This is a genomic window from Parasedimentitalea huanghaiensis (genome assembly GCF_009753675.1).
Taxonomy (GTDB): domain Bacteria; phylum Pseudomonadota; class Alphaproteobacteria; order Rhodobacterales; family Rhodobacteraceae; genus Parasedimentitalea; species Parasedimentitalea huanghaiensis.
Genome location: NZ_WQLV01000001.1, coordinates 604,030 through 623,768 on the forward strand (window position 1 = coordinate 604,030; position 19,739 = coordinate 623,768).

Annotated in this window: 19 protein-coding genes; 12 read left to right on the top strand and 7 right to left on the bottom strand. The window is 55.8% G+C overall.

Annotated elements, in window-relative coordinates:
* Positions 1-73: 73 nt before the first annotated feature.
* The gene (locus GO984_RS02735) at positions 74-3,529 is read right to left on the bottom strand and encodes a YhdP family protein (protein ID WP_157021007.1); all 3,456 of its coding nucleotides are present in this window, start codon (positions 3,527-3,529) and stop codon (positions 74-76) included.
* Positions 3,530-3,534: 5 nt separating this feature from the next.
* Between GO984_RS02735 and GO984_RS02740 the strand changes: the two genes are divergently transcribed.
* From GO984_RS02740 to GO984_RS02755, 4 genes are all read left to right on the top strand, one after another.
* Positions 3,535-3,999 carry a peroxiredoxin gene (locus tag GO984_RS02740; protein WP_157021008.1) on the top strand — a complete coding sequence of 155 codons (465 nt, stop codon included), beginning with the start codon at positions 3,535-3,537 and terminating at the stop codon, positions 3,997-3,999.
* A gap of 161 nt (positions 4,000-4,160) precedes the next feature.
* Positions 4,161-4,991 carry a ferritin-like domain-containing protein gene (locus GO984_RS02745; RefSeq protein ID WP_157021009.1) on the top strand — a complete coding sequence of 277 codons (831 nt, stop codon included), beginning with the start codon at positions 4,161-4,163 and terminating at the stop codon, positions 4,989-4,991.
* A gap of 202 nt (positions 4,992-5,193) precedes the next feature.
* Entirely contained in the window at positions 5,194-6,525 is a 1,332-nt protein-coding gene (locus GO984_RS02750; protein WP_167740197.1) for a DUF5930 domain-containing protein, read from the top strand.
* The gene (locus GO984_RS02755) at positions 6,515-7,054 is read left to right on the top strand and encodes a bactofilin family protein (protein ID WP_157021010.1); all 540 of its coding nucleotides are present in this window, start codon (positions 6,515-6,517) and stop codon (positions 7,052-7,054) included. Before GO984_RS02750 ends, GO984_RS02755 begins: the two co-directional genes overlap by 11 nt.
* Before the next feature lie 127 nt (positions 7,055-7,181).
* Here the strand turns inward: GO984_RS02755 and GO984_RS02760 are convergent, their stop codons facing one another.
* Complete coding sequence (locus GO984_RS02760; protein ID WP_157021011.1) at positions 7,182-7,559, bottom strand: winged helix-turn-helix transcriptional regulator; 378 nt, start codon at positions 7,557-7,559, stop codon at positions 7,182-7,184.
* A 129-nt stretch (positions 7,560-7,688) separates the two neighbouring features.
* On the opposite strand from GO984_RS02760, the gene GO984_RS02765 reads away from it, so the two are divergent.
* Complete coding sequence (locus GO984_RS02765; protein ID WP_157021012.1) at positions 7,689-8,594, top strand: PLP-dependent cysteine synthase family protein; 906 nt, start codon at positions 7,689-7,691, stop codon at positions 8,592-8,594.
* Between the two features lie 54 nt (positions 8,595-8,648).
* On the opposite strand, the gene GO984_RS02770 is transcribed toward GO984_RS02765, so the two are convergent.
* The 3 genes from GO984_RS02770 to GO984_RS02780 form a co-directional block, all read right to left on the bottom strand.
* Positions 8,649-9,617, bottom strand: a complete 969-nt coding sequence (locus GO984_RS02770; RefSeq protein WP_157021013.1) for a DUF3179 domain-containing protein — start codon at positions 9,615-9,617, stop codon at positions 8,649-8,651.
* A 130-nt stretch (positions 9,618-9,747) separates the two neighbouring features.
* Positions 9,748-10,296 (bottom strand): peptidylprolyl isomerase, encoded by a 549-nt coding sequence (locus GO984_RS02775; protein WP_157021014.1) that lies wholly within the window; start codon positions 10,294-10,296, stop codon positions 9,748-9,750.
* Complete coding sequence (locus GO984_RS02780) at positions 10,289-10,795, bottom strand: peptidylprolyl isomerase (RefSeq protein ID WP_138165132.1); 507 nt, start codon at positions 10,793-10,795, stop codon at positions 10,289-10,291. The genes GO984_RS02775 and GO984_RS02780 overlap by 8 nt, the downstream gene beginning before the upstream one ends.
* A 134-nt stretch (positions 10,796-10,929) precedes the next feature.
* Between GO984_RS02780 and GO984_RS02785 the strand changes: the two genes are divergently transcribed.
* Both GO984_RS02785 and GO984_RS02790 read left to right on the top strand, forming a co-directional pair.
* Positions 10,930-12,120, top strand: coding sequence for a phosphoglycerate kinase (locus tag GO984_RS02785; protein WP_157021015.1), 1,191 nt, complete (start codon positions 10,930-10,932; stop codon positions 12,118-12,120).
* Between the two features lie 340 nt (positions 12,121-12,460).
* Positions 12,461-12,760 carry a septum formation initiator family protein gene (locus GO984_RS02790; protein ID WP_138165134.1) on the top strand — a complete coding sequence of 100 codons (300 nt, stop codon included), beginning with the start codon at positions 12,461-12,463 and terminating at the stop codon, positions 12,758-12,760.
* On the opposite strand, the gene GO984_RS02795 is transcribed toward GO984_RS02790, so the two are convergent.
* Positions 12,757-13,137: a DUF6924 domain-containing protein gene (locus GO984_RS02795; RefSeq protein ID WP_157021017.1), complete on the bottom strand. Its 381-nt coding sequence runs from the start codon at positions 13,135-13,137 to the stop codon at positions 12,757-12,759. The two genes, GO984_RS02790 and GO984_RS02795, sit on opposite strands and share 4 nt — an antisense overlap.
* 211 nt (positions 13,138-13,348) lie before the next feature.
* Here GO984_RS02795 and pdhA point away from each other — a divergent pair, with 211 nt between their 5' ends.
* The 4 genes from pdhA to GO984_RS02815 all read left to right on the top strand — a co-directional run bounded on the left by pdhA (position 13,349) and on the right by GO984_RS02815 (position 17,811).
* The gene (pdhA, locus tag GO984_RS02800; protein WP_157021018.1) at positions 13,349-14,338 is read left to right on the top strand and encodes a pyruvate dehydrogenase (acetyl-transferring) E1 component subunit alpha; all 990 of its coding nucleotides are present in this window, start codon (positions 13,349-13,351) and stop codon (positions 14,336-14,338) included.
* 12 nt (positions 14,339-14,350) lie between these two features.
* Positions 14,351-15,718, top strand: a complete 1,368-nt coding sequence (locus GO984_RS02805) for a pyruvate dehydrogenase complex E1 component subunit beta (protein WP_157021019.1) — start codon at positions 14,351-14,353, stop codon at positions 15,716-15,718.
* Positions 15,719-15,730: 12 nt separating this feature from the next.
* On the top strand, positions 15,731-17,035 hold the full coding sequence (locus tag GO984_RS02810; protein ID WP_157021020.1) for a pyruvate dehydrogenase complex dihydrolipoamide acetyltransferase: 1,305 nt from the start codon (positions 15,731-15,733) through the stop codon (positions 17,033-17,035).
* Between the two features lie 176 nt (positions 17,036-17,211).
* Entirely contained in the window at positions 17,212-17,811 is a 600-nt protein-coding gene (locus GO984_RS02815) for a hypothetical protein (RefSeq protein WP_157021021.1), read from the top strand.
* Between the two features lie 232 nt (positions 17,812-18,043).
* Here the strand turns inward: GO984_RS02815 and GO984_RS23465 are convergent, their stop codons facing one another.
* The gene (locus GO984_RS23465; protein ID WP_209279376.1) at positions 18,044-18,286 is read right to left on the bottom strand and encodes a hypothetical protein; all 243 of its coding nucleotides are present in this window, start codon (positions 18,284-18,286) and stop codon (positions 18,044-18,046) included.
* A gap of 63 nt (positions 18,287-18,349) precedes the next feature.
* Here GO984_RS23465 and GO984_RS02825 point away from each other — a divergent pair, with 63 nt between their 5' ends.
* On the top strand, positions 18,350-19,606 hold the full coding sequence (locus GO984_RS02825; protein ID WP_167740198.1) for a glycosyltransferase: 1,257 nt from the start codon (positions 18,350-18,352) through the stop codon (positions 19,604-19,606).
* The last annotated feature ends 133 nt before the right edge of the window (positions 19,607-19,739 follow it).

The window sequence follows — 19,739 nt, forward strand, 5'->3', positions numbered from 1 at the left end:
GTTCACCGCCGCTTGACCATGGCCCAATGTGAGAGACTGCTTAGGTCAGCAAGGATCGCTGAACACGGCAAAGCTATCGATCCTCTGCCGGGCTGGAATAGGGAGAGGGCGGCGTGCCGGGCGTCGGCGCAGCAGGTTCTGGCTGCCCGGGAATTCTGGGCGCGGGGCCACGAAAGATTTCACGGAACATACCCGGCGCCAGCCCAGACAGCGGGTTGACCTGCACCTGCGGCTCATCCGCAGTACCGCGCAGGGTATAGGCAAATCCAATCAAGCCCTCACCCTTGCGGGTCAGTACCGATCCAATGGCGTTCAGCATATAAATCGGTGACACCACGCCGCGCATGTTCAACACCCCACGCGCAAGATCAAAATTGCCGTCCATCGACAGCCCGATCGAGGGACCGACTGCGCTGCTTTTGTGCAGGATCAGATAAGACGGGCCCAGACGAAAACTGGCCTCAACTCCTGTAAACAAAATACCTTGCCCAGCCAGTTCATCCACCAGACCGATCAAGCTTAACGAGTTGATCAAAGCGGCCATTGCCGGTGCATCTTTGATCCGGGTATTTTTCACTTTGATGCGGCCATCATACTCCCCCGGTTTACTCGCTGGGGTCAGTGTCATATCAAAACTGCCTCCCCGTCCATGGCCCAGCATCCCAGCAGACCGAAAGACGCCACCAGCATCATTTGACCGAATCCGCGTCGCAACACCCCCATTTTGCGGCACCACCTGACCGCTGATTGCTGTCTGCCCATTCAAGGCACCGCTGAATTGACCACTAAACCCGCCCAAAGTTGAGAACTTCCCCCGAAACCCATGTAACGCGATGCTGTCTGTCACCTGCAACCGGCCCAGTGTCAGGGTAATCGGAGTATTGCCTCCGCTGGTACCCGCAGCACCGCTGGCACCACTGAACGGAGTTTTACGCATGTCCAGCGCCCCACCGGTGACGTTGACCGATGGCGCGGCATTGCCCCGGCCCACCAATTCAGCTGAGCCTGTCAACCAATTGCCAACCTTCACTTGACCAAACTGGGCCCGGTCCAATCCTCCACCCTCACGGGTACTCAGGGTGCCTGACACCGACAACCCAGGGGCCTGAAGTTCCAAAAGGTCAACCTGCGCCAGTTCTCCCAACCGGGCTGAGATATTCAGGGTTCCGGTGGCCTCAGGCGACATTGCCCAACTCAAAGATGGGATTCTTAACCCTGCCCCGCTCAAATCTGATTGTAACGAGAGCAGAGGAGCCTGTTCTGGTTTCAAATCAACCGCAAATTCACCAGTAGCCTGTCCGCTAATTGATCCTTTGGGCAATCCCAGGCCAAAGGCATCTACTGCCATTTGCGATAGCTCAACCCGGCCTTCAACGCGGCTCGCTTTTGGCACGTCCTTACCAAGAGCCATTCGCCACTTGGCGCTTATGGGGACACCAGACAGTTGCCCTTTGCCACCAATATCCACGCCGTTCTGATCTCCACTCAGACTTAGAGAGGTTGCCTGCAACGCATGGCCAGGCACCAACACGTTGCTCTCGACATCAGAAATCCGTCCCTGGTAGTGATAGAAAATTTCCTCAACTGGCACCTTTTCGCGCAGTGGCAGCGATAGGGTGCCTGCAACGCTGACCAACCCCTTTGCCAGATCTACCGGCAGATTACTGTCTTTCAATACCGATAAGGGGGGGCGGTTCAACAAGGATAGAACAGACGTCACCGATCCTGTTCCCACCACCCGGGCAACTCCCGGAGCCCCCCGCTTGACGGACATATCGGGAATAATAAATGAGGTCCCCGCAACATCGATGTCCCCACCTTGATCAGCGGTAACCGTACCGCCGGTGGCCATCAGAACCAGGCGCTTGCCAAAAATGCTCATTTGACCTTGAGCATTGCGCAGCGGCGGCAGGTTTTTCTGGAACCGCACAACTGCATCTTCGAACCCAAGGTCCAAATACAAGAACGGCTTTTTGCCGTCTCTGCCGCGCAGTGCCAAATTGATGTCACGCGCAGTGCCTTGCCACAAATTCTCGCGCACCCACTTACGTGGTTTTGGCGGCGCCGCTTCGGGCCAGAGTTGCTTGACGCGGTCTGCCTCAACTTGATCCACCTGGGCGATGACATCGTAATCCCAGCCCAGATCTCCGGCCCTCAGCGCACCACTGACAAGAATATTGCTATCACCATCCCGGACCAGCATCTCGCCGATCCGAAGACGAAATGGATTGAGTTCAAGTTTGAAATCCGCACTTATCCCGGCCAGTTCCAGTGGAGTTTCGTACAACCCGCGTGGATTCAAACTCAGATCCGAAAACCGCACCTGCCCGACGAGTTCGGTCAACTGCCCATTCTCCACCCCACTTAGCAGCGCCTGACCTTCCATTGCGCCGGCGCCCCATCCGCTGTTCACACGCAGTTCATCAAACTGCAGGATTTGCGTTTCAGGCGTGAAGGAAATGTAACTACTGGCGCCATGGAATGGGATCGGTAGCGTTTGGTCTGCAGGCTGCAATACGCCGCTGCCTATCTGCAGACTGGCAGAAAACGGTAGCAGCGCACTATTGCTGTCGATGCCGCCTCTCAGAGACCCTGAAATTGGGGCCCGCAAAACCTGCAACCAACCAAGCGCAGCACTCTGACTGGCGATATCCTCGCTGGCGATTTCACGCACCAACACACCAAACTCAGCAGCGGCATCACCAATTTTTGAGCTATAATTGGCCTCAACCGTACCGACATAGTCGCGCCCGCTCAGCAACGAGAAACCACCGGTGATGGCAACATTCTCACCGGTGCGGTCTAACTCAATGTGCCCGCCATCCAAGGTCCAACCCCGGCCTTGCCGGTCGTCTTCATAGCGCAGCGTCAGGGCCTCAGTCTCGATAACATCCAGCGCCGACAAAGCCGGAGCCATCAGCAGCTGGTCAAACTGTTCAATCAATTGTGGCAAGCCCGCCGCCTGACGCACCGGTGCTGCACCACCTTCAAGGCTCAGTGCCATTGCACCACTCGCCTCGCGACGCAAAGTCGCGAACAAACCGCTGATACTGATCCGTTTGGGTTGTACCTGCCCCGACAACAGCGGTCGCATCGCCAGTGATGCCTGCGCATCCGCCAGCTGCGCCATAACAGTTCCGTCTGCCGCGCTTAGCCGGACGTCCCGCAAGCCAACGCGGGGTCGCCACCCGTGATTGACCACCATATAGATCTGGCCAAATTCGATTTGCATGCCAGCCAAGTTGCGCTCGATCCGCGTTTCAACCCGCTGGCGCAGCCAGTCTGGTGCATCAAACCGGGCCCCCATGGCAAAATACACAAATCCAGCCAATAACAACGTCACCCCAGACAATAGCCAAACGCCAACACGCAGCATCCGCCAGCGGGTCCGTTTGACGCCCGGCAGAGACGGCTCTTGGTGCTCTGGGCCAGGGCCTGGTATTTTTTGGGCACGGGTGATCTTTGCTTTTCCTTTGCCTGTTGTCGCCAGAATGTGGCAGTCAGTCCCCACAGTTTTCCATGGAGACATACGATATGCTCGAAACCTCAGACCTGGCCCCTGATTTCACACTTCCTTGCGGAGGCAAAAGCAGCGATGTGACGCTGTCAGTTCTTCGGGGCCAAGCCGTAGTCTTATTTTTCTATCCTCGTGATGATACGCCGGGCTGCACCAAGGAATCCATCGGATTTTCCAGTCAGTTGCAGGCTTTTTCTGATGCAGGTGCTCTGGTGTTTGGCATCTCCAAGGACAGTATTACCAAGCACGATAAGTTTACCGCAAAACACGAACTGACAACACCGCTGCTTTCTGACGAAAATGGCACCACCAGCGAAGACTACGGGGTCTGGAAAGAGAAAAACCTCTATGGCAAAAAACACTGGGGGATTGAGCGCTCAACCTTTCTCATTGACGCAGAGGGACGCATTGCCCGCGTTTGGCGCAAGGTAAAAGTGGACGGCCATGTCGAAGATGTTCTGGCAGCGGTCCAGGCGCTCTAAGCAGCCTTTGTACAGCGCAGCACTGAAAATCTGATCGCAAGCAATGCTGCATAATCAGTCGATTGGGGTGAGCGCGCAGAAAGCAAGCCGCGCTCACCCCAAGATCTGGACAATCTCCCCCAAATCAAGGAGATCCAGGTCACAACAACCGGATGGCTCCTATGATCAACCAAAACCTTTCACTCGCGGAGCGCGCGGCGCAGGTCCTCAACACCGCTGATGGGCACGAAAAAACTGCTCTGTCTCGTCATCACGCAAAAGAATGGTTTGAATCCCGTACAGGAAAACGTGAGGTGATCGAAATTGGTACGGCCTCCCCGCCTCTTCACCCCGCGCGGCCTGAACATCCCGAATTGCTCAACCCGCGCGATGTTCCAAAGCGGAAACCAGGAACGCCCGCTGGTAGAATTGCGCTGTTGCACGCGGTTGCGCATATCGAATTAAACGCTGTGGACCTGCATTGGGATATCATTGCGCGCTTCTCTGATGTGCCGATGCCGATGGGGTTCTATGACGACTGGGTAAAATCCGCGGATGAAGAATCCAAACACTTCAACCTTATATGTGATTGCCTGGACACCCTTGGCAGCCACTACGGTGCTTTGCCCGCCCACACTGGCATGTGGCGCGCCGCCGAAGACACCGCCGAAGATCTGATGGGCCGTTTGGCTGTGGTTCCCATGGTGCTCGAGGCCCGCGGGCTTGATGTCACCCCTGGCATGATCGAGCTGTTCCGCAAGGCCAAGATGCCGCAGGTGATCGAAACACTAGAAGTGATCTACGCCGAAGAAGTCAGCCATGTGGCCTATGGCAGCAAGTGGTTCCATTTTCTGTGTGGACGAGAAGACTCCGACCCCAAGGAAGTCTTTCACAGCTTGGTAAGGCGCTATTTTCACAGTACTTTAAAGCCTCCGTTTAATGAGGAAAAACGAGCCGAAGCTGGGATTCCGCCGGATTTCTACTGGCCCTTGACCGAAGCTGATCCTCAATAAGGCTTCGGCTAAATCCACATGGCTGCTGCCTCACTTCTGTTCGGCAAAATCTCGCCCATAGCGACCAATTGTTCGCTGGGTGAACGCTGAATTGGTCAACAGGCTTGCCCAATCCTGCCTGTCTGGCTATTCCTTACCCCCTAAGGGCTGGCGCGCTCTCTGCGGCGGGCCTTTTGTAATGAGATGGCACAAGGATCAGCGCGTGCGAACACGTCTGGCTATTAAAATTCACGGCTTTCTGGAACGGAGATTTCCCGAGCGGCGCGTTTTTCTGAAATCCGATACCGACACTCGTTTTATCCGGCTCCGCCCGGAAACTCAGCTGATCGCAGTTGCAGGCACCTGCGTCATCGTCGCCTGGGGTATTGTCGCAACCGCCATTGTCCTGATGGACAGCATTGGCTCAGGCAATTTTCGCGAACAAGCCAAACGTGATCAGGAAACCTACCGCGAGCGGCTGAATATTCTTTCGCAAGAACGCGACGCCCGCGCCCAAGAGGCACTGGCCGCGCAGAACCGATTTAACGCAGCACTGGCACAGATCTCGGTAATGCAATCGGAAATTCTGGCTTCGGAAACGCACCGCCATGAGTTGGAAACCGGCATCGAAGTCATCCAGACCACGTTGCGCCAAACCATGCAGGACCGCGAGTCGGCCCGAAGTCAGCTGACCCAGCTCCAGCAACAAGAAGCCACTGGTGACAGCCCGCAGGCACTGGCCTCATCTGCCCCGGCGCAGATGGACTTTGTCGCCGCTGCTCTGGCCGATACTGCGCTCGAGCGCGACCAGATCCTGGCAGATTCGCAAGCCGCACTTGAGGCCCGCGATGAGCTGGAAAAAGAAATCCGATTGATGGACGATCGTAACGATCAGATTTTCCGCCAACTCGAAGAAGCCATGGCAATCTCCGTCGAACCACTCGACAAAATGTTCCGCTCTGCCGGAATGCCCACGGACCGCATCCTTGAACAGGTGCGGCGCGGATATAGCGGTCAGGGCGGTCCGCTTGACCCTTTTTCCCTGTCAACCCGCGGTGAAGAACCCACTGCGGATGAACTGCGCGCCAATCTGTTGCTGAATCAGATGGACCAGTTGAATCTCTATCGTATTGCTGCCCAGCAAGCGCCATTTGCCACCCCGGTCAACCTTGGCACAGTCCGCCAAACCTCGGGTTACGGCTATCGTCGCGACCCCAAAACAGGGGGGCGCCGCCTGCACAAAGGCTCTGACTTTGCAGGCCGCACCGGCACTGACATCTTTTCCACTGCCGACGGTGTTGTCACCCAAGCAGGTTGGCAATCCGGCTATGGCAAGCTGGTCACCATCCAGCACGCCTTCGGCATTGAAACTCGATACGCCCATAATTCTAACATCCGCGTAAAGGTCGGCCAAAGGGTCTCGCGCGGGGATCACATCAGTGATATGGGTAACACCGGACGGTCCACCGGGACCCACCTCCACTACGAGGTTAGGGTCAATGGAAAACCAGTTAACCCGATGATCTATATCAAGGCTGCACGCAATGTTTTCTAAAAGCAAAATCAACGAACCCGGCGCCAAGGCCCCAGAGGCTAAAGCAACTCCGGCAGTACCAGCTTCGGCAATGGCATCGGCTCCAGCCGCGCCAGCCAAGAGCGAGTTCAAGGCCAGCGCCCCAAAGGCAAAACCACCTGCCTCCATTCTGTCCTCGGATCTGCACGTTACCGGCAACATGAAAACCACCGGTGATATTCAGGTTGAAGGCACAGTCGAAGGCGATATCCGCGCCCACCTGCTGACCATCGGCGAATCGGCCACCATCAAAGGTGAAGTGACTGCTGATGACGTCGTCATCAATGGTCGAATCGTTGGTCGTGTACGCGGGCTGAAGGTTCGCCTGACAGCAACCGCTCGGGTCGAGGGTGATATCATCCACAAGACCATCGCAATCGAAAGCGGCGCGCACTTCGAAGGCTCGGTTCAGCGTCAGGACGACCCATTGAATCCAGGTCGCGCTGCTGCGCCAGCTTCCAAGGCACCAGCCTCCAAAGCGGCAGCTGCTATAGCCAAGGCTGAAGGCTAACGCCAACATCGGATCTGAGCATCAGATCCCTGAAAAATTCGGACGCCACTGGAGAAATCTGGTGGCGTTTTTTATTCCTTGCGAGCCTCAGACACCCATGTTGCACTATAGCAGTCGCACATGGACGCTAGTCGTCGCTGTCAACAACCGTGCGCCCCTGAACTGGATCATAACGTCCACCACCCAAATGCGCATGCCCCCAGCCCATAATCTGCAACAGGATAGGTTCTAGCTCCTTGCCCCGCTCGGTCAGGTCGTAGCGATATCTGACGGGTCGGTCCTGGTAGGCTTCTCGGCGCACTGCTCCCCACTCCATCAACCGCTTCAATCGCTGCGACAACAGGTTGGTTGGCATCTTTTCTTCGCTCCCCTGCAGCTCCTGAAAGGTATGTTTCCCATGCCACATCAGATCGCGAACAACCAACAACGTCCATTTATCGCCAAGAATTTCCAGACTGCGCGCAATGGAACACCGCGAGCGAAAGTCGTGTTGTTGCTCCGGCATGGCCTGCTCCCATTCGTGATACATTCTTTGCTCTTACCGTAGTCACTTTAAAAATGGAAGCTTGACCCAACTAGTCACTTTAAATATGAAAGTCACTAAGCTCAAAACAGCACAGGGATCACAGGACCCATGATTGGAAACACTCCATTGATCAAAATTCGCCACCTGACAGGTCCAGACAGCGCGGAAGTCTACGTGAAGTGGGAAGGGGCAAACCCAACCGGCAGCATGAAAGACAGAATGGCAATGTCGATGATTGAAGGTGCAGAGCAGCGCGGCGCGTTGAAACCTGGCGGACGGGTCGTTGAATACACTGGAGGCAGCACCGGCAGCTCGCTCGCTATGATCTGCGCCACGCGCGACTATAAGGCTCATTTTGTCTCCTCGAATGGGTTTTCACAGGAAAAACTGCAAACCATGCGGGCCTTTGGTGCCGAGGTGGAGATTGTTCATGCAGAGGGAGGCGTCCTGACTGCAAACGTAATCAACCGCATGATTGCCCGCGCGAAAGAGTTGAGCCGTGAACCGGGTACATTTTGGCCCGATCAAGTCAACAATCTGGACAACAAACTGGGCTACCACGGAATGGCGCGTGAAATCCTCAACCAGATCGATGGCCCGGTTGATGAATTCATCATGGCGGCAGGTGGTGGCGGGTGCATCTCTGGAAATGCTGAAATTCTGAAAGCACAAAACCCCAACACCAGGATCATAGCCATCGAGCCAAACGATGTACGCAATGTTTCCGGAGGAGATACAAGCGGCACCCACAAACTTGAAGGAATTGGCTTGTCCTTTGTGCCAACAATCCTGCGACATGATCTCCTTAGCGACGTTATCCCTGTGACCGATGAAGACGCCTATTGGGGCGCACGGTCACTGGCCCGCCGAGAAGGCCTATTTGCGGGGATCACTTCGGGTGCAAATGTCTGGGCCGCCCTGCAACGCGCCAAAGAATTGGGTCCCGGTAAGAAAATTGTGACCGTCCTCATCGACACCGGTTTAAGGTATTTAAACGATGACTTGTACCTGTAAGACCCTACAACATAGTTGGCACATAATCTCTGGCGATGGGAGTCTTTCATTTACCTATTGGGCGCCCAACATCCACTCACCCTCAGGCCAGAACGCGTGAAACGCAAATGCAAACATCACGTCATGGGCCAGATCTCGCCCCTGCCCGTCGCGCACCCGAATGGATCCCACGTCCCGTCCCGCAGCAATTTTCCCGGTATCCAGTGCCGAGGCCTGACCGGCACGCCAGGAAATCACCACCCCAGCTTCGCGGACCTCGCCTACCTCGGCAAGACGTGCCAACGGCCAGGCCCGTGTGCCGACCCGCACCACCCGCGCCAGCGGACGAACACCGTGTGGAGGCAGTTCTCCATTGTACAAAAATGGCCGCGCAGAGCTGTCATAGCCACGATACGGGTTACGTCCATAAGACCGGTTATAGGCTGGCTCAGCCATCACCAACCCCTCTGGATTGCGCGTCACAAACTCCTGCCAGCTCTCCATCCAGCTCGGCAGCAGCTTTAACCTGACGCCCGTCATATCACCAACAATCCCCTGTCCTAGCGCCTGCTGCCACCAACTCTCGGTCTCGCGATCAAACATCACCATGTCAGAGTTTCGCAGTTTTCCAGACACCCCAAAGGTCAACACACCAGCTGAGGTACGTCGATCAAACGTCATCGCAGAATTACACAGCGGACAAAACGTCACTGCAATAGGCACATCACCAATGCTGTCATTCACAATTTCATGCCAGGTCAGATAACGCAGCGGATAAGCGCGCGGTGTTTGTCCTGCAATCTCCACTGTGATGACAGGTTCACGCGCCCCAATTCCCTGCGCATCATCTGTGCCAACAAACTGTGGATTGTCCAACGCCGGGATGCCATCTCTGGGCGGCCCGCCAGACAAGATCTCGGCCCAGCTGTCAACGCTGGTTCTGCTGAAATCGGTGTTGGGCCATTCGCCGCGCCAATTTTCCGGGTCAGCGGCGGCTCCCCAAGACAGGAGAGTGAAAACAACAAGGCAAGAACGCAGCAACATAATAAGCCCCTCTCCAGGGACAGAATGCGCTCATCCGAGATCACAAACACCAAAAAAAAGCGTGAGCAACCGACGGTCCGGCTGCTCACGCTTCCAAGCTGCAGAACTTCCCCCAGGAAGTTCCAAACGTTTAGTCGGTCACTGTTACTGTTCTCATAACATCAGGCGCGCCAATGACAGAACCATTAGCACCCAGACCCAGCTTGATGTCTTTTACCACATCCATACCTTGGGTGACTTTTCCTACAACGGTATACTGACCATTCAGGAAGTACCCGGCATCAAACATGATAAAGAACTGCGAGTTGGCACTGTTCGGGCTCTGGCTACGCGCCATGCCCACAACACCGGCGTCAAACGGCACATCCGAAAACTCAGCGTCGATATTGCCCAGGTCAGATCCACCGGTTCCGGCCCGGCTCATATCCATGCCTTCCAGACCATGCTGCACGTCTCCGGTCTGCGCCATGAAGCCTTCGATCACACGGTGGAACACAACCCCGTCATACTTGCCTTCAGCCGCCAACGCGGTGATCTGCGCCACATGCTTAGGTGCGATATCTTCCAACAGGTCGATTGTGATGGTACCATTGGCCCCTTCACCTTCAACGGCGATCTCGATGCCAGAGGCTAGCGCAGGACTGGCCATCAGGGCTAGGGCTGCTGCAAACTTAAGCATCTGCTGCAACCTTAACTGAAATCATCCGGTCCGGCTCTGCAGGTGGCTCGCCACGGGTGATGGCGTCAACGTGATCCATACCTTCAATAACCCGGCCATAAACGGTGTACTGGCCGTTCAGGAAATGGTTGTCGCTAAAGTTGATGAAGAACTGAGAGTTGGCGCTGTCTGGGCTGGCTGAACGCGCGGCGCCAATGGTGCCACGGTCGTGCGGCAGCTTTGAAAACTCGGCTGGTACATTAGGAAGCTCAGACCCACCGGTCCCCGCGCTACGCAGGTTGAAACCGTCTTCCATGTCACCATTGGCCACATCGCCAGTTTGCGCCATGAAACCATCGATCACCCGGTGAAAGCAGACATTGTCATACTCGCCACCACGGGCCAGTTCCTTCATGCGATCGCAATGCTGAGGGGCAACATCCGGCAGCAGTTCGATGACAACGTTGCCGCCTGTCAACTCGATGATGATGGTGTTTTCTGGATCTTTAATCTCGGCCATTTGGCTCTCCTGTCTTGTCTATTTGCGGTGATATTTAAGCTGCGTGCCACCAATTGCCAAGGGAGCATTGACTGCACAGCAAAAAGCCCCGAGATAAACGCCAGATTGACATAGGTTTTTCCAAGGAGACGGACATGGGCTGGAACACGCTGGACGATATGGAACTGGCAGGAAAACGCGTATTGCTGCGTGTTGATATCAATGTACCAGTGGACAATGGCGTGGTGAGCGACGACACCCGTATCCGCCGTGTGGCCCCCACAGTTGCCGATATCCTGGCACACGGTGGCAGCCCAATCCTGTTGGCGCATTTTGGCCGCCCCAAGGGTCAGGTCGTGCCTGAAATGTCGTTGCGCCCCCTGCACCCCGCACTGGAAGCCGCATTTGGCGCCCCTGTGGTGTTTTGCGCCGACTGCCGTGGCCCCGCGGCAGAGGCAGCCGTAGCCGCCCTGCAAGACGGTGAAATTCTGCTGCTGGAAAACACCCGATTTCATCCGGGCGAAGAAAAGAACGATACCGATCTGGCGGCAGAAATGGCCCAGCTCGGCGATATCTATTGCAACGATGCCTTCTCCGCGGCCCACCGCGCCCATGCCTCAACCGAGGCCCTGGCCCAATTGCTGCCCGCCTGTGCTGGCCGCTTGATGCAGGCAGAACTCTCCGCCCTCGAAGGCGCGTTGGGACAGCCCAAACGCCCGGTAACGGCTGTGGTTGGCGGTGCCAAGGTGTCCTCCAAACTAGAATTGCTGGGCAATCTGGTTGAAAAGGTCGACCATCTGGTGATTGGTGGCGGTATGGCCAATACCTTCCTCGCCGCCCAGGGCATAGATGTTGGCAAATCTCTGTGCGAACACGACATGACCGGCACCGCGCTTGAAATCATGGCCAAAGCCCAAACAGCTGGCTGCAAGATCTTGCTGCCCGCCGACGTTGTTGTCGCGCGTGAGTTCAAGGCAGGTGCAGACAATCAAACCGTCGCTGCAGACGCTTGCCCCGCTGATGCGATGATCCTGGACGCAGGTCCAGCCACCGTTGCTGCCATGGCTGATGTATTGGCGTCCTCCCAAACCCTGATCTGGAACGGCCCAATGGGTGCCTTTGAAATTCCGCCTTTCGACGCCGCGACAAATGCAGCAGCCCAACAAGCGGCCGCGCTAACCAAATCCGGTGACCTGATCAGCGTCGCTGGCGGCGGTGACACCGTGGCGGCCCTCAATCAAGCAGGCGCAGCCAAGGATTTCAGCTATATTTCCACCGCAGGCGGCGCTTTCCTGGAATGGATGGAGGGCAAAACCCTGCCAGGTGTTGCAGCATTGACCCGGTAACCCCGGTACAAAACGATCTCTCCCATCGCTGGTACCGCTAGCAAATGTCACTGTTCAAGAGTCTCTGAACAGGGTGCGGACTTGCGGTGGGAAATCGTTAACACAAGACAAAATAGAGAGAATTCCAACTCCCGGATTTCATCTAACCTGATATATCCCCGCCGGAGGCTGCGGCCCGCAGGGCCACCCCTAAAAAACCTTACAAAACCCTTAACGAAAAAAACTTAGGACATTGGACTCAAAGGGGATTCACAATCCGAATCGCCTGTGCCATAACCATTACAGACGCTGGATCAACTGGCGCTAAATAAACTTGAGCAGTACATACAGGCTATCCCACGTGACCCGAAACCACAGACCCACTCTTGGTTCATTGTCCTTTTTTGCGGCCGCATTCGCGCTCAGCGCGTATTTTACTTTTGCGGCAGTACAGGGGGATTACGGGTTATTTCGCAGGGTCGAGATCGCGGCAGAGACAGAAACTCTGGGCCGCGATCTCACCCGGCTCAATCTAGAAATCGCACAGATGGAAAATCTGACACGTCGCCTGTCAGATGATTTTCTTGACCTTGATCTTCTCGACGAACAGACCCGTTCAGTTCTGGGTGTCTTGCGCGCAGACGAAATCGTCATCCGCTAAAATTCAGCGAGTGGTTTTAAGTACCCATCCTCAACACACTCTTCCACAAGTTCCTCGAAAAACAGGTTGCCAGTCGAAAGATTGTTATCAACCTGCCAAATCTCGTTGAGTTCAGCCCGAAATGACACCGCCTGACCTTCCGGGTCGATGCAGAGAACAGGGCGGCCCTTTTGTGACAATGTCAGATCATCTACAGCAAAGATGACCATTGCTTCAGGATATGGAAACGCTTCCCTTAGCGTCTCTTCATCAGAACCAATAAACCTTTGCGCATCAACAAACCGCAGGTCGGCGCGAAATCCCATTTCGTTTTCCACCAAGCTGTCTTCACACAGCTCCTGCCATTTCATGGCATTGACGTCGGTTATCAGGACCATTGGCGACGCAGAGTCTTCCAAAATATTTCCCCTTACAAACAAGCAAATCACTGTTTTCATATCGACCGACTCCCCGTAGCATTCACCACAGATCACTGCGGAAAACAGCCGTCTCAGGCGCGCGCAACAAAAATACTCGCCAGCCGCGCCAAAATGATTTATTAGATAGTTTAACACTAAACTATCTAGCCTACAGGGGGAGTTCACCACCATGGCTGCGAGAAAAAGCGTTAAGAAAACAAATGTTTCCGCCGAAGAACTGACCGAGCACTATCGCTCGATGTTGTTGATCCGGCGATTCGAAGAAAAGGCGGGCCAGCTTTATGGCATGGGCCTGATTGGCGGCTTTTGCCACCTTTACATCGGTCAGGAAGCCGTTGTTGTCGGTCTTGAGGCCGCAGCTGAGGAAGGCGACAAGCGCCTGACCTCCTACCGCGACCACGGCCATATGCTGGCCTGTGGCATGGACGCTGGCGGCGTTATGGCTGAACTCACCGGACGCGAAGGCGGCCTGTCCAAGGGTAAGGGCGGCTCGATGCACATGTTCTCGAAAGAGAAGCATTTCTACGGCGGTCACGGCATTGTTGGGGCCCAGGTGCCAATTGGTGCCGGTCTGGCCTTTGCTGATAAGTACAATGACAACGGCCGCGTCACGTTCACCTACTTCGGTGACGGTGCATCGAACCAGGGCCAGGTTTATGAAACCTTCAACATGGCCGCGCTTTGGGAACTACCGGTGATTTTTGTTATTGAGAACAACCAATACGCTATGGGCACCTCGCAACAACGGTCCTCGGTCACACCAGACATCTACACCCGAGGCGCCGCTTTTGGTATCCCCGGCGAAGCTGTTGATGGCATGAGCGTTCTTGCCGTAAAAGATGCTGGCGAACGCGCGGTAGCCCACTGCCGCGCGGGCAAAGGCCCCTATATCCTAGAAGTCAAAACCTACCGCTATCGTGGACACTCCATGTCGGACCCGGCCAAATACCGGACCCGCGAAGAGGTTCAGAAAATGCGCGAAGAGCGGGATCCGATTGAACAGGTCCGCGCGATGCTGCTCGAAAACAAATACGCCACCGAAGATGACCTCAAGGCCATCGACAAAGAGATCAAAGAAGTGGTCAACCAGTCCGCTGATTTTGCTCGCACCAGCCCGGAACCAGCGCTCGAAGAGCTCTGGACCGACATCTACGCTTGAGGGGATTGAAACATGGCAACTGAAATTCTTATGCCCGCCCTGTCTCCCACCATGGAAGAAGGCACCCTGGCCAAATGGTTGGTCAAGGAAGGCGACACCGTAAACTCGGGCGACGTGATGGCCGAGATCGAAACCGACAAGGCAACGATGGAGTTCGAGGCCGTAGACGAAGGTATCATCGGCAAGCTCCTGATCGCCGAGGGCACCGAGGCCGTCAAAGTCAACACCGCCATCGCCATTCTGGTCGAAGACGGTGAAGCTCTGGATGCAACCCCAACCACCGCAACCGCTGCCCCAGCCGCAGTTGAGGCCCCGGCCCCAAGCGCAACCCCGGTAGCCGCTTCCATTCCTGCCGCACCGGCAGTGGATGTGACGCCGGATTGGCCCGAGGGCACCGAACTGGTTCAAACCACCGTCCGCGAAGCTTTGCGCGACGCAATGGCCGAAGAGATGCGCAGTGACGACGGCGTTTTCCTGATGGGTGAAGAAGTTGCCGAATATCAGGGCGCTTACAAAATCTCGCAAGGGTTGCTGGACGAATTTGGCGCAAAGCGGGTGATCGATACCCCGATCACAGAACACGGCTTTACTGGCATCGCTGTTGGCGCGGCCTTTGGCGGCCTAAAGCCAATCGTCGAGTTCATGACCTTCAACTTTGCTCTGCAAGCGATGGATCACATCATCAACTCGGCAGCCAAGACACTGTATATGTCTGGTGGCCAGATGGGTGCCCCAATGGTGTTCCGCGGTGCCAATGGCGCTGCAGCCCGTGTCGGCGCGCAGCACAGCCAGGACTTTGCGGCCTGGTTCATGCAGATCCCCGGCCTCAAAGTTGCGATGCCCTACTCTGCATCTGATGCCAAGGGCCTGCTGAAATCAGCAATCCGCGACCCTAACCCGGTTGTCTTCCTTGAGAACGAAATCCTCTATGGTCGCGCCTTTGACGTGCCCAAACTGGATGACTACACCGTTCCATTTGGCAAGGCCCGCATCTGGCGGACCGGCACTGACGTGACCATCGTGTCGTTCGGTATCGGCATGCAATACGCACTGGAGGCCGCTGACAAGCTGGCCGAAGACGGTATTTCTGCCGAAGTCATCGACCTGCGCACCCTGCGCCCGATGGACACCCCGGCGATCATCAAATCGGTGATGAAAACCAACCGTCTGGTGACAGTCGAGGAAGGCTGGCCCCAGGGATCTGTTGGCAGCTACATTTCTTCCGTTGTGATGCAAGAGGCTTTCGATTACCTCGACGCCCCAGTGATCAACTGCACCGGTAAAGATGTCCCGATGCCCTATGCGGCCAACCTTGAAAAACACGCACTGATCACCACCGAAGAGGTGATTGAGGCCGTGAAACAAGTGACCTACCGGTAAGGAGACAGAGCTATGCCCACTGAAATTCTCATGCCCGCCCTGTCCCCCACCATGGAGGAAGGCACCCTGGCCAAATGGCTGGTCAAGGAAGGCGACACCGTAAACTCAGGTGACCTGATTGCCGAAATTGAAACCGACAAGGCCACCATGGAATTCGAAGCTGTCGACGAAGGCGTCGTTGGCAAGATCCTGGTCCCCGAAGGCAGTGAAGGCGTTGCGGTGAACACCGCCATTGCGGTGCTGCTGGAAGACGGTGAAAGCGCTGATGACATCGGTGCCACACCTGCAGCCCCGGCGGCCCCAGCCGCAGCCGCTGCGCCAGCAGAGCCGGGGCCTGTACCGGCGTCCTCTCCTGCGCCAGCAGCCCCCGCCCCGGCGGCACCGGCAGCCGCAGATGGCACCCGGATCTTTGCATCGCCCCTTGCCCGCCGTATCGCGGCCAACAAAGGTCTGGATCTGGCAACGCTGTCCGGATCTGGTCCCCGTGGTCGTATCGTCAAGGCAGACGTTGAAAATGCCGTGGTGGCACCTAAGCCTGCCGCCGCTGCGCCAGTGGCCACGCCTGCTGCTGCCGCAGCACCGACCGGTCCATCGGCAGATATGGTTGCCAAGATGTACGCGGATCGCGACTACGACGAGGTCAGCCTTGACGGAATGCGCAAAACCATTGCCGCACGTCTGTCCGAGGCCAAACAGACCATCCCACACTTCTACCTGCGCCGTGACATCCAGCTGGATGCACTGCTCAAGTTCCGCGCTCAGCTGAACACACAGCTTGCGGGACGCGGTGTGAAACTCTCGGTCAACGATTTCATCATCAAGGCCGTCGCCATCGCCCTGCAACAGGTCCCCGAGGCCAACGCAGTCTGGGCTGGTGATCGTGTGTTGCAGATGAAAGCGTCAGATGTAGCTGTAGCTGTGGCAATCGAGGGCGGCTTGTTCACCCCGGTTCTGCAAGACGCAGACAGCAAGTCGCTGTCATCCTTGTCGACCCAGATGAAGGACATGGCCTCGCGTGCGCGCGACCGCAAACTGGCCCCCCATGAATATCAGGGCGGATCCTTTGCGATCTCCAACCTGGGCATGTTTGGCATCGACAATTTCGACGCCATCGTGAACCCACCCCACGCCGGTATCCTGGCCGTGGGTGCGGGCAAGAAGCAGCCCGTGGTTGGTGAAGATGGCGAGCTGAAAGTGGCGACCGTGATGTCGGTCACCATGTCGGTTGACCACCGCGTCATCGACGGAGCCCTAGGCGCCAACCTGCTGAACGCCATCGTCGACAATCTGGAAAACCCGATTGCCATGCTGGCCTAAGGGTCGCTGGATAGGAATTGATAAAGCCCCGGTCGTAATGGCCGGGGCTTTTTGTTTTAATAGCGCAGATGTGGATAAAATTTCTCACTTTGAGACCGATCTACCTTGAGCTAAGAATTCAAGGAAACGGATAAAAAGCTCTTGAGTATCACAACCACAAATTTTTTCTTTCTTAAATGGACTTTCAAACAATGGTTTCTGGTACCATTTCACCTCTTTTGAATCGTAGCTCTAATGCATGGCGCACCATACTCGCCGCACCTGCTGTACTTATGCTTATGGCCAGTCAGCCAAACGCTCAGACGGCAGTTTGCTCGAACTCTGAAACACTTGATCCTGGCTTCATTTCCCTCATTTCTGATCAATTCGACACCGATCGCGATGTCCTGTTGAACCCTGATGCCTCGTCATCAAAAGAAGCTTGGCCGGGATCTGACCTACAGGTGTATGTTGCCAGCGGTGACTATGGCTCGGTACTTCGATGTGTTGAATACCTTGGTGTGGACCCCGCTCGCGTTGACCAAGAAGTCCAAGGATTGAGAGAGAAACTTGGTCCAAGCTCAGAGGTCCGGCTTTCAGCAGATCAAGAAGGCGTAACAACAGATGTTGGCGCCTTGTTTGTCTTGGCTGAGAAAGACGTTTTTATTCGCGTCTCAAAAGAAGAAAGCCTGATGTCTGCCGCAGCTGCGGTATTCGCCGCCTTGAATCTTAACGAACAATCGTGCTGGCTCAACCAAGAGTGTTTGAAAGCGGTTGAGGCTTATTGGGCAAAATGAACCATTTCTGGTTATCCAATCATTTAATCTTGCGTGTCCCCACCGTGAGCCGCATGAAAACCTGAGGCCCACCCAAGGTGTAACAAAAAAGGGAGCGCAGCCGCCCCTTTCTTCTTTGCCAAGAAACTCAATTGCGCGGCCTCTGCCGCCAACGCGACGCTAGCAGCAACACGCAGATCTGTACTTAAACCCAGGTGTCGAATACGACAGGGTCAGTTCCTCGTCGTCCCTCTCAGCCCCGATGCCATCGAACAGCGGGGGTGGACAGGTAACGTTCGCCGGTGTCTGGCAGCATGGCCAGGAAGACCGAGCCCTTGTCATCAATCTGCTGAACGCCATCGTCAACAATCTGGAAAAACCGATTGCCATACTGGCTTAAGACAGGCTGGGTAGAATGACCGAGCCCTCGGGTGCCGTCCCGGGGACCTTCAGCGCGGCGGTAACGGAGGCACTGCGCTACAAAGTCCAACGGCATTTTTGTCTCAGACAGGTTGAACCATCCCCGCTTCCTGCCTACTTAAGCTGTAAAGAGGCGCATATGAAAATTCTATTGATTGCAATTGGTTCGCGCGGAGATGTACAGCCGTTTGTCGTGCTGGGGAACCGTCTGAAAGCTGAAGGACATGACGTCCACATTGCAGCAGCCGAAGGATTTTCGGCTATGATCTCAGAGGCAGGACTGGCGCACCATCCCTTGCCAATGGACCTTCAGGATCTGATGCAGTCTCCCGAAATCAAGTCTGCGCTCACCTCGTTCTCCGGCAAGATCAAGGCCTACCGTTGGACAAGCGAGATTATGAACCAACAGCTGAGCGCGATGTGGCAGATCGGCATGGATGTCGCGCCCGGACTGATTTTGTACCACTTCAAGGGTGCACTGGCACCCTATCTAGCACGGAAACTCGGCATTCCTGCTTGGCCCATCATGCTGCAGCCGGGTTTCACTGCAACACGCCAGTATCCGCAATTCCTTGTGGCGTCGCGCTCTCTTGGCCGGGTTGGCAATTTGGCCAGCCACAAAGCCATTGGTGCGCTGATCAAGGTCGGGACCAATTTGATGATTAAGCGTTGGATCAAGGCGAGCGGGACAGATATTGGCCCCATGATGGATGTTCAGGCAGGTTATGCCCCTGATGGCTTGGTGACACGCCCCCATGCCTATTCGCCCCACATAACGCCCCTTGCCCCGGATATGTCGGAGGCTGAAAAGCAGGTCGGTTACATATTTGCCAAACCAGAGGAGTTTACGCCGCCGCCTGCGCTGCAGTCTTTTCTGACAGAGGGTCCCAAACCAATTTATGTTGGATTTGGTTCGATGCCGGGCATTGATCATCAACGCATCAACACCGCACTCCTTGGGGCGCTTGAACAGACCGGCATTCGGGCTGTTGTCGCAACTGGCTGGGGTGGGTTTGCTGATTTATCTCCTGGACCAAATATTCATGTTCTTGAGGCGGTTCCACATACCTGGCTCTTTCCGCGTGTCGCTGCGGTGGTACATCACGGTGGATCCGGGACAACCCACGAAGGTCTCCGTTGGGGACGACCAAGCGTTGTCTGCCCACTTTTTGCCGACCAGCCCTTCTTTGGCCAACGTGTTGCCGATTTGGGCGTTGGCCCAGCCCCCATTGCCCAAAAACGCCTGACAGCAGACAAGCTTGCCTCCGCATTGGAGGCCGTCCTGAGCCCCGAGATGACTGCCAAGGCTGAAACGCTAGGCGCTTCGATGAAACACGAGGATGGCGCAGGCAAGATGGCGGAACTGATCGCTCAGATTGACGAGGTACCGTCCTAGGCTTCTGTCACAGCAGTCGAAAACGCACCTGGTGAATTCACCCTGTCGGCGGCGGCCCTTTTGATTTTATACTGCGACAAAAACAAACACCTACCGAGAAAACTCTCGATAGGTGCCAAAGTCTAGTACGAAT

What these genes read in the sequence shown, in the direction of transcription:
- GO984_RS02795 (WP_157021017.1), bottom strand. Translation starts at nt 13,137, where the DNA reads ATGGTCCTGATAACCGACGTCAATGCCATGAAATGGCAGGAGCTGTGT.
- GO984_RS02745 (WP_157021009.1), top strand. Translation starts at nt 4,161, where the DNA reads ATGATCAACCAAAACCTTTCACTCGCGGAGCGCGCGGCGCAGGTCCTC.
- GO984_RS02775 (WP_157021014.1), bottom strand. Translation starts at nt 10,296, where the DNA reads ATGCTTAAGTTTGCAGCAGCCCTAGCCCTGATGGCCAGTCCTGCGCTA.
- GO984_RS02760 (WP_157021011.1), bottom strand. Translation starts at nt 7,559, where the DNA reads ATGCCGGAGCAACAACACGACTTTCGCTCGCGGTGTTCCATTGCGCGC.
- GO984_RS02740 (WP_157021008.1), top strand. Translation starts at nt 3,535, where the DNA reads ATGCTCGAAACCTCAGACCTGGCCCCTGATTTCACACTTCCTTGCGGA.
- GO984_RS02815 (WP_157021021.1), top strand. Translation starts at nt 17,212, where the DNA reads ATGGACTTTCAAACAATGGTTTCTGGTACCATTTCACCTCTTTTGAAT.
- GO984_RS02785 (WP_157021015.1), top strand. Translation starts at nt 10,930, where the DNA reads ATGGGCTGGAACACGCTGGACGATATGGAACTGGCAGGAAAACGCGTA.
- GO984_RS02765 (WP_157021012.1), top strand. Translation starts at nt 7,689, where the DNA reads ATGATTGGAAACACTCCATTGATCAAAATTCGCCACCTGACAGGTCCA.
- pdhA (WP_157021018.1), top strand. Translation starts at nt 13,349, where the DNA reads ATGGCTGCGAGAAAAAGCGTTAAGAAAACAAATGTTTCCGCCGAAGAA.
- GO984_RS02780 (WP_138165132.1), bottom strand. Translation starts at nt 10,795, where the DNA reads ATGGCCGAGATTAAAGATCCAGAAAACACCATCATCATCGAGTTGACA.
- GO984_RS02735 (WP_157021007.1), bottom strand. Translation starts at nt 3,529, where the DNA reads ATGTCTCCATGGAAAACTGTGGGGACTGACTGCCACATTCTGGCGACA.
- GO984_RS02805 (WP_157021019.1), top strand. Translation starts at nt 14,351, where the DNA reads ATGGCAACTGAAATTCTTATGCCCGCCCTGTCTCCCACCATGGAAGAA.
- GO984_RS02770 (WP_157021013.1), bottom strand. Translation starts at nt 9,617, where the DNA reads ATGTTGCTGCGTTCTTGCCTTGTTGTTTTCACTCTCCTGTCTTGGGGA.
- GO984_RS02825 (WP_167740198.1), top strand. Translation starts at nt 18,350, where the DNA reads ATGAAAATTCTATTGATTGCAATTGGTTCGCGCGGAGATGTACAGCCG.
- GO984_RS23465 (WP_209279376.1), bottom strand. Translation starts at nt 18,286, where the DNA reads ATGCCGTTGGACTTTGTAGCGCAGTGCCTCCGTTACCGCCGCGCTGAA.
- GO984_RS02810 (WP_157021020.1), top strand. Translation starts at nt 15,731, where the DNA reads ATGCCCACTGAAATTCTCATGCCCGCCCTGTCCCCCACCATGGAGGAA.
- GO984_RS02755 (WP_157021010.1), top strand. Translation starts at nt 6,515, where the DNA reads ATGTTTTCTAAAAGCAAAATCAACGAACCCGGCGCCAAGGCCCCAGAG.